This is a genomic window from Haloarcula sp. H-hyl2 (assembly GCF_056934385.1).
The window spans coordinates 384127-397141 of sequence record NZ_JBRIIJ010000001.1 but is presented as its reverse complement, the minus strand read 5'-3'; the positions used below and the strand labels follow the sequence as shown (position 1 = coordinate 397141).

The window sequence follows — 13015 nt, the reverse complement described above, 5'->3', positions numbered from 1 at the left end:
TAGCGAACCGGCGTCCCGACCGCTCTCATGTCTGAGAATTTCTCCCAAACCCCTATAGCCTCGAACTGGCCTACAACGAGACGGTAGGGTATGGAGCTGGATCTGGCGACGGCAGCAGTGCTCGGAACAGGGGTCGGTGGCGTGGTCAGTATGGGGTGTGCCGTCACCGCGTGGCGGAACCGAGCGGCACCGGGCGCCGTGCTCTTTGGCTGGCTGCTGTTCGCGGCCGGCGGGTGGGCGTTCCTGACTGCGGCGACGATGTCGGCGACCGATGCAACCGTCGTCGCTGCGCTCCGACCGCTGACCCGGCTCACGACGGCGTCGATGGCGACCCTCTGGCTCCTCTTTGCGCTCACCTACACCGGTCGTCGCGACGTACTCACTGGCCCGTGGATCGTCGGTGCGTTCGCCGTCACCCACGGCTACGCGCTCCTGTTGCTCTCCGGGCTGGTCCAGCCCACCGTCGAAGCGGTCACCCGCAACGGCCTGACGCTGTTCGTCGTCGAGCAGGGACCACTGTACACGTTCCAGACCGCCGTCTCGCTCGGCGTCTTCTTGCTGGGATACGGCTTGCTCGTCGAGTACCTGTTGCACTCTCGTAACGTCTACAAGACCCAGACGATGACGCTGGTCGTCGGCAGTGTCTTCCCCCCGAGCGTTCACTTCCTGTTCGTCACCGGGGTGACGCCCCATCCAGGGATGAACCTCTCGCCGTTGACCTTCGTCGTCACGGCGCTGTTCGTCTCGCTGGCACTGTTCCGGTACGACTTCCTCAGGGTGACGCCGCTGGCCGAGACCATCCTCGTCGACGAGTTGCCGGATCCGGTACTCGTCCTGGATCAGCACGAAACCATCGTCGACTACAACGACGCGGCCGTCGAGACCGTCGGCACCGCGTCCCCGACAGGCGACTCGCTCGACTCGCTGGCACCGGGGCTCGACTCTAACGTCGAACGGGGGAACGTGTTCACACTGGACGACGGTGCCACCTACTACGAGCCCCACGTCTCGCCGATCACCGACGACCACGGCGAGCGCCACGGTCGACTGGTCGTGCTGCGGAACGTGACGGGCCAACAGCGCCGCCAGGACCGACTGGAGGCGCTCCAGACGGCGACCCAGCAGTTCATCGAGGCCAAACAGCCCGAGACGGTGGCCGATCTGGCGGTGAACTACGTCACGGACATCCTCGATCAGAACGCTGCGGGCGTGTTCCTCGTACGCGACGGCGAACTGCAACCGGTGGCACTGAGCGAGGTCGTCCACGAGTACATGGACGACCGGTTGCTCCACGCCGGACCCGACGACAGCCACGTGGAACCGCTCTGGCAGACCTTCGCGGACGGGACCAGCCGCGTCGCGACCCTGGGCGAGGGAACGGGCCCGCTGGAGTCGGCGCTGTTGCTCCCGCTGGGCGACCACGGCGTCCTGGCCATCGGCTCGAAGCGCGACAGCTACGCCCCGGCGGACCGCCAGTACGCATCGATCCTCGCTCGGACGACACAGGTCGCACTCGACCAGGTCGAACGCGAGCGGGAGCTCCGGGTGCGTCGCGAGGTCAGCCGCCGCCGTCGCGAACAGATCGACTTCTTCAACGGCGTCCTGCGCCACTCTCTCCGGAACGCGATGCTGGTCATCGAGGGTCGAGCGGAACACCTCGACGAGCACATCTCGGACGAACAGCACCGCCACGTCGAGAGCATCACCGACTGGTGTGCGCGGCTGACCGACCTGAGCGGGACCATCCGCGGCATCAGCGACACGATTTCGGCCAGCGAGGAGGACGGGTTCGTCATTGTCGACCTCCCGATGGTGCTCCGGCGGGCTGTCAGGACGGTCGAGTCGGAGGCGCCCCACGCCGAGTTCGACCTCCAGATCGACGAGCGCGTCGGCGTCGAGGCCACCGAGATGGCCGAGGAGGTCCTCGTGAGCGTCCTGCGCAACGCCGTCGAACACAACGACACCGACGAGCCCCACGTCGAGGTGACGCTCGAACGCGCCAGCGACTGGGTCCAGGTCCGCATCGCCGACGACGGACCGGGCATCAGTCAGGAACTGAAGGCGACGATGTACGAGCGCTCGATCACGCCCAGCCAGACGGCCGGTGGCTTCGGCCTCTACTTCGTCTCCGTGATGATGGAACTGTACGGTGGGACGATCTGGTTCGAGGACAACGACCCACGCGGCGCTATCGCGGTTCTGGAGTTCCAGCAGACCGGCGACGATGGGGAGTCGCCGGCCGCGGAAACGCAAGCTAAATCCCCCGACGGCTGAAACCGGGAGGTATGATCGGCGTCGTCGGCGGCGGAATCGCCGGCCTCTCGGCGGCCTACAGGCTCCAGCAGCGCGGCCACGATGTCCGCGTCTTCGAAGCCAGCGAGGATCTGGGCGGCCTGGCCGCGGTCTACGAGACGGCCGGCGACCCCATCGAGAAGTTCTACCACCACCTCTCGAAGTCCGAGGAGACTATCGTCGAACTGGCCGAAGAGCTCGGCCTGGGCGCGGACGTCGAGTGGCTCGTGGGCAAGAACGGCTACTACGTCGACGGCGTGGTCCACCCGATGGATACACCCTGGGAGATCCTGGCCTACCCACACTTCACGCTGTACGACACCTTCCGGCTGGGGCTGTTGACGCTGGATATCGACATCCGGGGCGGGGTTCCGAAGTTCGATACCTACGAGCGACTGGAGGACTTCGAGGACGTCCCCATCGAAGAGTTCGTCGTCGAGCACACCACACAGGGCGTCTACGACAACTTCTTCGAGCCGTTGCTCGACGCGAAGTTCGGCGACCGCAAGGACGACGTCAGCGCCGCCTGGCTGCTCGGCCGCGTCAAGTTCCGCGGCGAACGGGACATCCTGCGGGGCGAGATCCTGGGCTACCTCGACGGCGGGTTCGGCCGACTGCTGGACGCGCTGGTCGACGCCGTCGGCGAGTCCAACATCGAGACCGGCACGCGCGTGACGGATATCGACACCACAGACGGACGCGTCTCGTCGCTGACGGTGGCCGACGACGACGGCGACACCACCCACGACGTCGACAGCGTCGTCGTCGCGACGATGCCCGACGTCCTGGAGGACCTGACGGGCTACACCTGCGACATCGACTTCCAGGGGACCGTCTGCTCGGTCGTCAGCATGGACGAACCGCTGCTCGACACCTACTGGCTCAACATCGCCGACGAGGCGCCCTTCGGTGCGCTCATCGAGCACACGAACTTCGTCTCACCGGAGCGCTACGGCGGCGAACACCTGCTGTACGTCGCCCGCTACGTCCAGTCCCCGGAGGAGGACATCTGGCAACAGGACGACGACGGCGTCCGGGAGGCCTGGCTCGACGGCATCGAGTCGCTGTTCCCGCAGTTCGACCGCGACGCCGTCAACTGGGTCCGGACGGCGCGCAACCCCAGGACGGCGCCCGTCTACGAGCGCGGGTATCTGGACATGGTGATCCCCTACGACCTGGGCGAGGCGGTGGCCGACGGCCTCTACTACGCTGGGATGGCCTCCCGATCACAGTACCCCGAGCGCTCGCTCAACGGCGGTATCGTCGCCGGCTACGAGTGTGCCGACCGCATCCACGAGCGCGTCGGATCCGAGGCTGCGGCGCCACAGACGGACTGAGGGGCTCCGAGAGCACACTCGCTCGCGCCCTCGACGGTCAGCCGCGTTTTGAGCGACCTGAAGGTGCTTAACACCGGCGACAGTACCGACAGCCGTGCAGCGACGTGCCCTCCTGTCCAGCGCCGCCGCGCTCGTCGGCACCGCTGGCTGTCTGAGCAGTGGATCGCCGTCGAACGACGACCGTCCGGCGACCGACGACCAGTCATCGGCAACAGACACGCCCACCAGAACGCCGACGGACGTCCACACGGCCCGCCCGACCGACAGCCCCACAAGTCCGACCGACATCGTCGACGAGGTCGGCTGCCCGTCGTTCGACGAGACCGCCGACCGGACGATCTGTCGACCGGACCCGAACAGTGTCTCCCTCACCGCCTCGCCGACGGTGTTCGCCCCCGACAGTGACGATGGGACCGTCGAGACGCTGTCGTTCGTCCTCCGGAACGGCACCGGCCGGCAGGTCTCGTGTAACCCCTACGACTGGGCGCTCCACCGGTTCGAGTCGGGGTCCTGGGCGAAGGTCGCACCCGACGGGGCGGTCATCCAGCCCATGCTCGTCCTCGACCCGGGCGAGTCCCACCGGTGGGCGCTCCCCTCCCAGACCCATCCGAGTCCAGGGGGTGACGAGAGGCAGCGACTCGACGTCTCGCTCTCGCCGGGCCGGTACGCGTTCAGCATCGTCGTCTCGGTCACCCGCGAGACGACGGCGACACCAACTCCATCGGCCGAACGGGTCGAACTGGTCGCGCTCGTCGACGTCGAGACCACCGTCCCGTTCGACGGCGGGGCGACCGCGACGGGGACCGGGTGATCTGCCCGGGGGACTCTTGAGACCGGGCTCCGTAGCCCCGGTATGCGTCGTCGGGCGTTCCTCACCGCCGCGTCCGGGATTACCGGAACTATCGCTGGCTGTGCTAGCGGCCGCGAGACCGAGACCGTCACGCCAGCACCGGTCCCGACAATCGACGAACAGGCGACGGACCGTCGTCGGTTCCGTGGCCGGCCGTGCCCGACCTTCGACGCGGACACCGACCAGACTGTCTGCCCGCAGACCGATCCGACCGAGACAGTGCTGACGTTCCGGCCCGACAGACAAGTGGTGCGGGTCAGCGGTGGCACGCCCGTCAGACCGCTCAGGGTCACGCTGGGCTGGCGAGCGCGGGGGCCACTGGAGGTGCTGGCCGACGACTGGTACCACGTCCGCCGGACGGGCGATAGCTGGACGCGTGTGGCGACGGGTGACGGTGACCGGGAAGCCGTGACACTCCGTCAGGGTGAACAACAGCACTGGATCGTCGGCACAGTCGCTCCCGAGCGTGACAACGTGGCGCCAGTTCCGACGACGCTGGCACCGGGTCGCCACGCGCTCGCGGTCCAGACAATCTCGGGAGATATTCCGCTACACACCGAGTGTGTCTCGCTGTTCGACGCGGTCCCGGAATAGCGCGACGATTCACGGCCCCGTGAGGCTCTTGGTACCACGACACATATATCTCGTATGCGCCGCCGGGCCCTTCTCGCCACAGTCGCCGGGATGGCCAGCGCGCTCGCGGGCTGTGGGGGTCGACGCGAGCCAGAGACCGTCACACCGGCCCCAGTCCCAGCGATTTCGACCGCCGAGCCGACCCCCGAATCAGAGACACTCGGCCGGTGTCCGGCCCTGCCACACGATGCCGACCAGTACGTCTGTTCGGGCCCCAGTTCCAGGGACTTCCCCGTCCAACTGATCGCGAGCAGCGACGTCTTCCTCGTGGACACACTCAGAGAGGTCGGCAAGCGGATCCGGTTCGTGCTCAGCAACAGTTCGCTCGTCCCGTTCGCGACCGGCCCGGACTGGTGGACCGTCGCCCGGCGCGACCCCGCCGGTTGGGCGGTCGTCGCCGACGGCCCGCGCCGTGAACACACCTCCATCGGCCAGAGCGATACCTTCGTCTGGACCGTCGGGCTGAACGGGACCGTCGGCTCGGGCCCCGGCCACCGCGACGTCGTGCTCGACACCCGGAACGGTCGCCACGCCTTCGCCGTCACCGGCTACCACCAGGACGGCGACATGGTCTCGCTGCTCGCGCTGTTCGATCTCAGAAAGCGGTGGACCGACACGCGAAAGGAGTCGGCAGCGCAGGCCTCAGTCGCTCGCCGCGTTCTCAGTGTCGTCGACGCCCGGCGCCTCCGACGGTGAGACGTCCTCGGGTTCCTCCTGGCCACCGACGACGACCTCGCCGTCTTCGGTCTCGACGTAGACGTCGTCTGCGAAGCCGCCCTCGGCGTAGGGGTGTTCGGGGTCGTCGAGGTTCTCGGGCGTCGAGGGGGCCTCGGTGACGCCGTCAGCCGGGGCGAACGAGCCCAGCGGGTCCGAGATGGTGATGCCGTGGCGCTCGAAGAACTCGGCGTAGCGGTCGTAGTGGTCCTGGAGTTCGTCGCTGGGGAACTCCATCATCTCCGTCCAGCCGTGGTTGTAGAAGTCGAAGTTGGCCTGGACGTGGGTTATCTCCCTGGCCTCGGCCTCCGGATAGCCCGCGTCCAGTGCCGCGACGTAGGTGTCCATCGTCGCGTCGAAGAAGTCGTCGAGGTGGGGGCGGCGCTCGTCGGCGTGGGCCGGGTCAGCCTTGTCGGCGAAGACGTTCGTGTGCAGGTCGACCAGTCGGTCGTTGACCTTCTCGCCGACGACCGGGAGTGTCAGTGCCTGCTTGGCCGCGAAGTGTCTGACGTTCTGACGGAGCTTCATCACCTGTCTCTCGGGACCCGAACTCCTTGAATGGCGTGCCTACTGGCCACTGACGGGGCTACGAGGTGCCGATCAATTCTGATACGGAGATAGCAATCCACTTTAAGGCCGATAGCAAACACCCTGCTATGAGCACGTCGCACGTGATAATCGGTGACGGCATCGCGGGCGCATCCGCGGCCGAGACTATCCGGGAGGAAGACCCGGACGCCAGCGTCACAGTCCTCACCGACGAGGGTGAAGCGCTGTACAACCGTATCCTCATCAAGGAGTTCGCCAAGGGGAAACTCCCCGAGGCGCCGATCTCCATCCACGAACCCGAGTGGTACGAGGAGCGGGACATCGACCTCCAGTTGAACACCCACGTCACGGGTGTCGACGCCGAGGCCCACGAAGTCCACACCCACAAGGGAGTTACCTACGAGTACGACAAACTGCTCGTCGCGACCGGCGGGACGCCCTCCCAGCTGCCCGTCGAGAACTCCGACGCCGACGGCATCGATCACTTCTGGACGTTCCAGGACGCCCGCAGCATCAAGGAACACGCCGAGGCCTGCGACCAGGGGATCATCGTCGGGGCCGGCCTGCTTGGCATCGACCTGGCGGCCGTCTGTGGCGCCCAGGGCATCGACGCGAAGTACCTGATGCGCGGGAACCGCTGGTGGCGCTACGCGCTCTCGGAGGAGGGTGCCGAGATCATCCACGACGCCATGCGCGAGAACGGCGTCGAACCGGTCTTCGAGTCGGGCGTCGATCACTTCGAGGTCGACGACGAGGGCTCCGTCGAAGCGGCGGTCGACCCCGATGGCAACCGCTACGAGGGATCCTGGGCCGGCGTCGCTATCGGCCTGGACTTCAACACGGAGTTCCTGGGCGACCTCGACATCGAGGAGGACAACGGCATCATCGTCGACGAGTACATGCAGACCAGCGTCGAGGACGTCTACGCCGCCGGTGACCTCACCCAGTACTACGACACCATCCTGAACGACCGCGCCCAGAACGGCTCCTGGGGGTCGGCCAAGGAGCAGGGGTCGGTCGCCGGCACCAACATGGTCGCCGACGCCGAGGAGCGCGAGTTCCGCTGGGTCTCCTCGTACTCGATCACCCACTTCGACTTCCCGTTCCTCTCCTTTGGCCACCCGACGCGTGGCGACGACGAGGCCGAGCGCAAGTACAACGAGACCGAGTGGCGTCGCCTGGCCTTCGAGGACGGCCAGCTCGTCGGTGGCGTGCTCATCGGCGACCTCTCACAGCAGTCGGCGTTCAAACAGATCATGCGCGAGGAACTCCAGATCGCGGACAAGAAGGAACTGCTCCTCGAGAAGGACGTCGACGTCGAGGAAGTCAAGGCCCAGGCTGCGCCTCAGGCGGAATAACGCGGCGACCGTCACCGAGCAAACGACGCCCTTTTTTCGACTCACAGCGGACTCTTCCACATGGACGGCGGCAACGGCGACATGACCCTGGCGTTCGACCTCGCTGCGCTGAAACAACTGGCCTACCCCGACAGCGTGTTCAACGACGCGCGGCAGTGGTCCGAGTACGTGGGCGTCGTCTCCGACCAGCCCACCTACGTGGTGACGAACTTCACGCGCAAACACCGCGTCCGACAGGACTTCTTCTCTGGCCCGCGGAGCCGCGAGGAGAGTCTCGCGAACGTCAAAGAGCAGTTCGACACCGACCGACACGTCTACATCGGGACCGACGACGAGGACGCCGCCCTGGCCGACCGGGCGGGCTGGGAGTTCCTCCACGTCGAGGACGCCGCCGAGGCCGCCGGGTGGGAACTGGGCGAGCCGGAAGCGCCGACCGCGACGGCCAACGAGGACGACGAGCGCGACGACTGGCCCTGAGCGACCGAACCTCCCGCAAACCGCCGCGAGAGGTTTCGTTCACACCAAAGCAATTTTATAATTTCCGCGTGGTGCCCTGATATGGGCATCGGAGTAGTCGACGCTCTCAAAGGTGGGGCACAGAAACTGGCGACGCCGAACGGCCTCGGGGTCTTCGGGGCGTTCGCCGTGCTGGCGATCTCGAACGTCGTCGTCGCACAGACGATCTTCCTGCGGCTCATCGAGCGCGCACTGGCACGGGTCGGGTACGAGTGGTCGGAGGTGGTCTCGGCGGCGAGTTCCGAAGCACCCGGAGCCATACCACTGCCCCCGGGGATCGGTATGTTCGGTCCGGAACAGCTGCTCCCCAAGGCGATGGGCTTCTCGCTGCCCGTCGCCGTGGCGCTGTGGCTGGTGCTCGCACTGCTGGCCGAGGTCACCAGAGTCGTCGGCATCCGCGTGTTCGCCAGCCCGGAGAGTGGCGTCCCCGACGGCCTGTTCGACAGTATCGGCTCCACGACGCTGAACTCGCTGGTCGCGAGTTTCATCGTCACCATCCTCGTCCTGCTGGGGGCAGCACTGTTGCTCATCCCCGGCATCCTGGTCGCAATCCTGATGGAGTTCGTCCGTCAGGAGGTCGCACTGGGTGACGCCAACGCCTTCGAGGCACTGAGCGAGAGCTACGGCCACGTGAAGTCGAACTTCCTGGCCGTGTTCGCGCTCGGGACCGTCCTCTTCCTGCTCATCATCGTGACCGGGCAGGTGGCCGGCATGGCCGCCTCGGGGCCGCTCCCCGTCGTTCCCTCGTTCGTCCCGGCGGTCGCGACCACCGCCGTGACCGTGTACGCCCTCGCGGTGATGACCGACGCCTACCAGCAGGCCGTCGGCGGTGGGGTCGGTGGCTCCTCGGCCGGCAGTGACGCACCGAGTGGCGCCGACGAGAGTCCACTGTAACGGGACTCGGGACCTGTCCCAGCACCGAGGACAGATAGCTTTATTACGATCTCACCTCGGGATTCGAATATGTCCCTGGAAGTCGGTCAGACCCTCCAAGACAGTATCGACGACCTGACGAGCGAACGTGGTGCGCTGTTCGTCGCGGTGTTCATCATCTTCGGCCTCGTCAACACTGTCGTCGGCCAGTCGCTCTCGTTGGCGTTCAACCGGTACGTCGCCTCGGCACTCGACATCCCTGCCTCGGCGATGCAACAGTCCGGCGGGTTCGGCGGGGCGTCGAACGCCCTGGGACTCGATTTGCCGCTCGCGGTGGCCGGGCTGCTGGCGATCGCGCTCTGGCCGGTGGGCGTGGCGCTCCGGGTCGTGGTAATCCGCTCGTTCGCCATCGAGAGCCCGGACCCGATTCCGTCCGGCGCGACCCAGAACCTCCTGCCGACTGTCGCCGTCGCGATCGTCGTCTCGATACTGACCGGCATCGCGATCGGTATCGGAACCGTGCTGTTGATCATCCCCGGTCTCGTCCTCGCAGTCCTGTTCTACTTCGTCATGCAGGAGGTCGCACTCAACGAGAGCGGCATCATCGAATCGATCACGAACAGCATCGACATCGTCGGGGACAACATCGGCGGCGTCGTGGTGCTGCTCATCGTCACGTTCGTCCTCGGGATCGTCGTCACTGTCCCACTCACGACGCTCTCGCTCGGACTCCCGCCGTCGATCTCGTCGGCCCTCTCGACAGTCCTCAGTCAGATCGCGGCCGTCTTCGGGATCGCCGTCTCCACGAACGCCTACCAGCAGGCGATGGCCGACCAGCAGACCGAAGAGTTCTGAACGAGCGATATCGCGTCGTTTAACCGCCCGACGGCCCAACGGGGGATAATGGCAGAACCGCGCGTGCCCGGTGGCCGCGACTCCGCGCTCGAACTCCCCTGTGGCGAACACGTCGATACCCACGACCTCCACCTGGGAATGCGCGAGTTCGAGTGTGGCTGTGGCAAGACCCACGCGGTCGTCCTGGACCCGCACCCGCTGGCCCGGTTCGTCCCGGAGTTCCTCGTCGAGGTGCTGCAGGCGACCGTCGAACCGAGCGACGACCACGACGAGTTCACGACCGTCCACCTCCTGGGTGTCGTGATGGAGGAGTTCCCCGACTCGGTCGCCGTCGCCGACACGAGCGAGGACGGCGCGGTCGGCTACTCGCTGGCGTGGGTGACCGACTTCGACTCGCGCCGCCTCCACGAGATCGTTGTCGAGTTGCTCGTCGAGTTGATGGAACACGCCGTCAGCCACGCCGAGGACGACGCGGTCATGAGCGAGTTCGAGGAACAGATGCTCCAGTTCGACGTCGAGACCTTCGTCGAGGAGTACCGCGCACAGCGGGACTTCGACGACAAGCACGATTCGGCGGTCTGATACTGTTGGCTGGCTCTGTTGAAATCCTCTGTCGCTGATAGTTTGTCGGGGCTGTGCTGCATACAGGGCGCGAGTCGGGTGTGATGCTCCACGACGATTGTGCATCGAACGAGTCTGGTGGGTATGATGTATAACCAAGTATGTGCCGGCATGGGCGGTGGCGACAGCGTGAGTCGAGCGCAGGCAAGACGGTGCCGACGCTGACCGGTTGCGGACAGCGAGTATTGCGGGTCCGAAGGTGATTTGATTCTGGAAATACATGGTAGATTCACAATCAAATATACACTGGGGTGGAAATTGAAAGGGGATGACTCGCCTGTTCCGTGACGACCGAGGAGTTTCAACGGTGATTGCTGTTATCCTGATGGTCGCTGTAGCTGTGATAGTGGCGGCGACAGTCTCCGTGTTCGCGTTGTATATCGGTGAATCGATTTCGGCGAACGCTCCGGTAGCGAGTTTCAGTGCCGAGCAAGATCAGATGCGTCTTGAGGCAACCGGTGGGTATTCTGGTGATTTTTACGTACTCAATATTACCCACACAAACGGCGACCCGATTCCGAAAGACCAGCTAGACGTTCGCGTCAACGGCAGGCAGGCATGGGGAGTAAACAACGATTTCGGTGCTTCACAAGCGTCAGTACTTCTTAGCGACTCGTCGTCGGCCTCGTTTCGGGCGGGGGAGACGCTCAGAGTTGTCCACAAGGATGACCCGAGTATCACCATCAGCAACGGTGACGGATACACCATCAACCAACCCCCCGGGACCACCAACCCTACTGGGGGCCGGGGGGATAACGATCCCGAAAAGAACCGACTCTTTCTTAACGGCCATAATGGAGGCCCCCAACTCCAACTGGAGCCCGGGGATCGCATAACGATCATCTGGGAATCCGAGCGAGGCGACGAGACGGCGGTACTGTTTGAGCGGGAGATCGAGTCCATCAACTGAGGGGTGATTGTCGTGACTGGTTACCGGATCGACTGCCTGCTGTCCGGCAGTCGAACCCATCGCGGCTTACAACAGTCTTTTCCAGTCGCTCAATAGACACGGCTACTGAGCCTGCAACGAATCCCCAATCCACACGCGCCCGTGCTGCATCCACCCTCTATATTCAGCACACCGCAACTGTCACAGGCTGAGGACTTCAACAGAGGCTCTTGGCTGTAGCTGAGACGGGATACCTGTCACTACCGGGTGGCGATATTCTCGAACGGCCTACAGCCGACAGTACGACACCCCTCCTTTTCCGCTCCCGGACCGTAGTGTGGCCTATGGCCAGCCGTGCCGCCCTCCTGGCGGTGCTCGTCGCTCTGAGCGCCGGGTGCGTGACCCTCGGCGGCCAGTCCACAGCGCCGGAGACCGTGACGCCGGCGCCGGTCCCGGAACAGACGCCGGGCGAGGACGGTCGCCCGCTGGTACCGGGGCTGGCCTCGGAGCGACTGGTCGACGCGGACGCGCTCGCGGCCGCCCACGTGAACGGGGTCCAGAACCGCTCGTACACGCTCCGGATCGACTGGGCCTCGGCGGGCCAGGAACGGCAGACGCTGGTGCGTGTCCAGAGCGAGCACCGCTACAGCTACCGGAGCCAGACCGGGACCGGCGGCTACGGCGACCAGTCGTTCGTCCAGGGCCAGACACGGTACAGTCGCCACAAGCGCCCGCTGGGTGTCGAATACGTCAGGGGCGAGGCGGTGCCGGCCCACGAACGGGTCAGTTCGATCACCGGGCATCTCGTGGGGACGTTCCTCGGCGTCGGGAACAGTTCCGTCACCGTCGTCGACGCCGACGACGGGCGCTACTACCGGGTGACGACCAGCCATCCGAACCCGTCGGCGCTGAACCAGGTCCGGGATTTCCGTGCCAGAGCGCTCGTCGAACCCTCCGGACTCGTCCGCTCGATGGAACTGGCCTTCCGGAACCCCCGGCAGAACACGACGGTCCGCTACGGGTTCGAGTACACAGCGGTCGACGAGACAACGGTCGAGCGGCCGGCGTGGGTCACCCGTCACTGGCCCAACGCGACCGTAGACGACAGACAGCACGTGTCTGACAACGGCTGACAGGGTCACCCCCTTGCCGTCTTGCGGTTTCTGCGAATCGCCCGTCTGACTGCTGTCTGACGGCGTTATATGGGGAATGAGGTATAAGGAATGGTATGCGCATACGTCACGGTGAGTTCGAGCGCATCCGGTCGGTGCTCGAAGAAGCCGACGCCGAGGGGCCGCTGACTGCGCGCGAGATTCTCGAACTCCTGTCGGAGCACGACGAGGACTTCGACAGCGCCCACCGTGTCGCGACGGTGCTGGGTCGACGCGCCCAGACCGGCGAGGTAGAGGTCATCCAGGGGCAACCCTACCAGTACCAGTTCAGCGACGCCGAGAACTAGCTCACCGACAGCGGGTGAGAGAGTCTCCCGTGTGACGCCCCCACATTACGATATTCGAAATTCGGCTTC

General features: G+C 65.5%; 14 protein-coding genes. 13 read left to right on the top strand and 1 reads right to left on the bottom strand.

Annotated elements, in window-relative coordinates; all coding sequences use genetic code 11:
* Positions 1-90: 90 nt before the first annotated feature.
* From Hhyl2_RS02095 to Hhyl2_RS02075, 5 genes are all read left to right on the top strand, one after another.
* Positions 91-2274 carry a sensor histidine kinase gene (locus Hhyl2_RS02095; protein WP_483549060.1) on the top strand — a complete coding sequence of 728 codons (2184 nt, stop codon included), beginning with the start codon at positions 91-93 and terminating at the stop codon, positions 2272-2274.
* 11 nt (positions 2275-2285) lie between these two features.
* Positions 2286-3629: an NAD(P)/FAD-dependent oxidoreductase gene (locus tag Hhyl2_RS02090; RefSeq protein WP_483549059.1), complete on the top strand. Its 1344-nt coding sequence runs from the start codon at positions 2286-2288 to the stop codon at positions 3627-3629.
* A gap of 94 nt (positions 3630-3723) precedes the next feature.
* Positions 3724-4440: a hypothetical protein gene (locus Hhyl2_RS02085; protein WP_483549058.1), complete on the top strand. Its 717-nt coding sequence runs from the start codon at positions 3724-3726 to the stop codon at positions 4438-4440.
* A 42-nt stretch (positions 4441-4482) separates the two neighbouring features.
* Positions 4483-5073: a hypothetical protein gene (locus Hhyl2_RS02080; protein WP_483549057.1), complete on the top strand. Its 591-nt coding sequence runs from the start codon at positions 4483-4485 to the stop codon at positions 5071-5073.
* Positions 5074-5127: 54 nt separating this feature from the next.
* Complete coding sequence (locus Hhyl2_RS02075) at positions 5128-5808, top strand: hypothetical protein (protein ID WP_483549056.1); 681 nt, start codon at positions 5128-5130, stop codon at positions 5806-5808.
* On the opposite strand, the gene Hhyl2_RS02070 is transcribed toward Hhyl2_RS02075, so the two are convergent.
* Positions 5755-6354 carry a DUF6149 family protein gene (locus Hhyl2_RS02070; protein ID WP_483549055.1) on the bottom strand — a complete coding sequence of 200 codons (600 nt, stop codon included), beginning with the start codon at positions 6352-6354 and terminating at the stop codon, positions 5755-5757. The two genes, Hhyl2_RS02075 and Hhyl2_RS02070, sit on opposite strands and share 54 nt — an antisense overlap.
* Before the next feature lie 128 nt (positions 6355-6482).
* Here Hhyl2_RS02070 and Hhyl2_RS02065 point away from each other — a divergent pair, with 128 nt between their 5' ends.
* The 8 genes from Hhyl2_RS02065 (at position 6483) to Hhyl2_RS02030 (ending at position 12946) form a co-directional block, all read left to right on the top strand.
* On the top strand, positions 6483-7733 hold the full coding sequence (locus tag Hhyl2_RS02065) for an NAD(P)/FAD-dependent oxidoreductase (RefSeq protein WP_483549054.1): 1251 nt from the start codon (positions 6483-6485) through the stop codon (positions 7731-7733).
* Between the two features lie 60 nt (positions 7734-7793).
* Complete coding sequence (locus Hhyl2_RS02060) at positions 7794-8210, top strand: DUF7124 domain-containing protein (protein WP_483549053.1); 417 nt, start codon at positions 7794-7796, stop codon at positions 8208-8210.
* A gap of 81 nt (positions 8211-8291) precedes the next feature.
* Positions 8292-9143: a DUF7847 domain-containing protein gene (locus Hhyl2_RS02055; protein ID WP_483549052.1), complete on the top strand. Its 852-nt coding sequence runs from the start codon at positions 8292-8294 to the stop codon at positions 9141-9143.
* Between the two features lie 69 nt (positions 9144-9212).
* Positions 9213-9977, top strand: coding sequence for a DUF7847 domain-containing protein (locus tag Hhyl2_RS02050; RefSeq protein WP_483549051.1), 765 nt, complete (start codon positions 9213-9215; stop codon positions 9975-9977).
* Positions 9978-10025: 48 nt separating this feature from the next.
* Positions 10026-10559 (top strand): DUF5815 family protein, encoded by a 534-nt coding sequence (locus tag Hhyl2_RS02045; RefSeq protein ID WP_483549050.1) that lies wholly within the window; start codon positions 10026-10028, stop codon positions 10557-10559.
* A gap of 307 nt (positions 10560-10866) precedes the next feature.
* On the top strand, positions 10867-11508 hold the full coding sequence (locus Hhyl2_RS02040; protein ID WP_483549049.1) for a type IV pilin domain-containing protein: 642 nt from the start codon (positions 10867-10869) through the stop codon (positions 11506-11508).
* Positions 11509-11831: 323 nt separating this feature from the next.
* Positions 11832-12620 carry a hypothetical protein gene (locus Hhyl2_RS02035; protein WP_483549048.1) on the top strand — a complete coding sequence of 263 codons (789 nt, stop codon included), beginning with the start codon at positions 11832-11834 and terminating at the stop codon, positions 12618-12620.
* Positions 12621-12715: 95 nt separating this feature from the next.
* A complete protein-coding gene (locus Hhyl2_RS02030) occupies positions 12716-12946 on the top strand; it encodes a hypothetical protein (protein ID WP_483549047.1) in 231 nt (76 codons plus the stop codon).
* Positions 12947-13015: the final 69 nt, after the last annotated feature.